We start from the raw sequence: 2,856 nt of genomic DNA, 5'->3' as shown, positions 1-2,856 counted from the left end.
GAGGCCGGGCTTGATCCGGACATGGATCTGATAGATCCAGCCGCCGCCGACGAAGACCGCGGGCTCGACGGTGTCGTAAGGACTGTTATTGACCATATCGGCGGCGACGCCGACGACCGTGTAGGCCTTGCCGTGCAATTTCACGGTCATGCCGATGGGGTCTTTGCGGCCGATGGCCTCGGCTGCTTTTTCATTGAGGATCGCGGCGTTGCTGTCGGTGGCAAAGTCGCGGGACATATCGCGGCCGCGGGTAATGGTCCAGCCGATGGTCTTGCCAAAGTCGGGGGTGATGTCGATGTTGCGGAACCCCAGGGTCTGCTGGTCGGGTCGTTTTCCGCTCCAGTCCAGGACGTTGTCATTGAGGTAGCTGGTGGGCATAAAGTCGGCGGCCGCGACGTCGGCGGCAAGACCTTTCTGGATGAGTTCGGTGCGGAGGGCTTCGTAATGTTTGTTGAGATCGGGCGTGTTCATGGCGACGGTGAACAACCCTTCGCGGTTATAGCCCACCGGGCGGTCCTGGGTGTGTAGGATCTGCCGGAAGACGATGGTGGTGCCAATGATGAGCGTCAGCGAGACGGTAAATTGCAATACGACGAGGACCTGGCGGGGGAGAGAGGCTGCCTTGCCGGTTTTAATCGCGCCTTTGAGGACCCTGATGGGTTTAAACGCCGAGAGATAGAAGGCCGGGTAACTGCCGGCGAGAAGCCCCGTGAGCATCGTGAAGCCGAGCGTTGCGAGGAGAAAGAGCAGGTTATCCCAGGGAATGGCCATTTGCTTTCCCGAGAGGTTGTTGAAGAAGGGTAGAGAAGCTTCGGCGAGGAGCAGGGCGATCACCAGCGCGATGCCGGCGATGAGTACCGATTCGCTGAGGAATTGCCTGATGAGTTGGGACCGCCCGGAGCCGATGGTCTTGCGGATGCCGACCTCTTTTGCGCGTTTTTCGCTGCGGGCCGTGCTTAAATTCATGAAGTTGATGCAGGCCAGCAGGAGCACGAATGCGCCGATGATGCCGAAGAGCCAGACCATCGTGATCCGGCCGCCGTCGGGTTTGCCCCTTTTGAATTCGTTATAGAGATACGCCTTGTCCAGCGGATAGATCATCGCTTCTTCGTGTAATGTTTTGATATGGGGCGTGGGGAGTGCTTTTATGCGGGCCGTGGCCTGTTCGGCGGTAATGCCGGGCGCCAGTTCGACATACATATGGCTGTTATGGTCATTCCAGTTGGTGTTTTTGGATCGGTAGTCGTTGTTCTTGTTGTCCCAGGGAAGGACGGCCTGAAGGTTGTGAAAGGTGGTATTCTGAGGGAGATCCGCATAGGTCCCGCCGATGCGATAGTCGGTATTGTTGTCCATCCGTACCGTTTTGTCTACCGGATTGTCATTGCCGAAGAGTGCGGTGGCGAGGGATTGGGAGATGATGACGGTGGACGGGTCCTTTGTGGCGTCGTCGCGGCCGGTGATCATCCGGAAGCCGAACATCCCGGGGAGGTCCGCCTGGGCCGCCAGCGCGATCCCGCTGACCGGCTTATCGCCATAGCTGAACAGGTGGCTTCCGCCCGTTCCGAAGTCGGTGGCGGCGGTACGCGTGAACAGCGTCTTGTATTCGCCGCCGAGGGCTTTGCCGAGCGGCACCGAAATAACGTTGTCCGTCCCGAATTGATCGTCGCGGGTGGCGTCGAAGTCATAGGCATTGCCCATGACGGCGGCGAGGCGTTGATGATGGGGGGCGTAGTGATCGAAGCTGATCTCGTCGATGATCCAGAGGCCGATGACCAGGGCGATGGCCATGCCGATGCTGAGGCCGGCAATATTGATGGCGGCCGAGCTTTTGCTGCGGCTGAGGTGGCGCCAGGCGAGGATGAGATGGGTTTTGAGCATACTATTCCGATCTTAAACTTTTTACGGGATTCATGAGGGCCGTCTTTAGGCTCTGGTAGCTTATCGTCAGCAGGGTGATCGCGATAAGGCCCGCGCCGGCGGCGGCGAAGATCCACCAGGACAGGGCCGCCCGGTATTGATAGCCCTGCAGCCATTGGTGCATGCCATAGTAGGCAAGCGGTACGGAAATGAGGATGGACAGGACCGTTAGCTTCAGAAAATCTTTCGACAGCAGGCCCCAGAGGCTGAGGAGCGTTGCGCCGAGCACCTTGCGGACGCCGATCTCCTTGGTGCGTTGTTCGGCCATGAAAGCGGCCAGCCCGAAGAGCCCGAGACAGGAGATAAAGATGGCCAGGGTGGCGAAGACGGTGGCGAGGTTGCCGATGCGTTGTTCGGCTTCGAACTTGGCGCCATAGACGTCGTCGACAAAATGATAGAGGAAGGGACTGGCGGGGTTGTGTTTTTTAAAGATCGGTTCGATGCGGCTCAGCGCGGTGTGAGCCGGGGCGCCGGGACGAAGACGAAGCGTGATCACGCTGTGGTAGCCGCTGCCGAGAAAGGCCGTGGGGTCGATGCGGTCGTAGGGGGAATTGGAGATCATGTTCTTCGCGACGCCGATGACGTGGAACTCGTGATCATTGAACGTGATGATCTCCCCGACGATATTTTTGATGCCGATGAGGGCTACGGCGGCTTCGTTGAGGATCACGGCGCTGCTGTCGGTACCATACTGGCGGGAAAAATCCCGGCCCTGCAGGATGGTCCAGCCGATGGTGGCGCCGAAATCCCGCGTGACCACGACAGGGTGGAAAAAGTAGGCCGGCATGTCGGCCCGCTTGCCGCGCCAGGACGGAACGGTGTTATTGTCAAAATCGTTGATGTCCATGGACGAGGCGGCCACTCCCTGCACCCACCCGCTGCCGGTCAGGTCGGCGCTTAGCGCGTCGTAGTTATTCTTTAGTTCGGGAGTATTCATGT

Annotated in this window: 2 protein-coding genes; both read right to left on the bottom strand. The window is 59.1% G+C overall.

The genetic code is table 11. The features are described 5' to 3' along the window. Positions 1-1,878 (bottom strand): ABC transporter permease (locus VGM48_RS14735; RefSeq protein WP_331580381.1); only part of this gene is annotated, 1,878 nt, incomplete at its 3' end. A 1-nt stretch (position 1,879) separates the two neighbouring features. Next, positions 1,880-2,856 (bottom strand): ABC transporter permease (locus VGM48_RS14730; RefSeq protein WP_331580379.1); only part of this gene is annotated, 977 nt, incomplete at its 5' end.

The sequence above is a fragment of the Puia sp. genome (assembly GCF_036500295.1).
GTDB lineage: Bacteria > Bacteroidota > Bacteroidia > Chitinophagales > Chitinophagaceae > Puia.
Note: the sequence above shows the minus strand (reverse complement) of the source record. Positions and strands in the feature narration are given on the sequence as shown.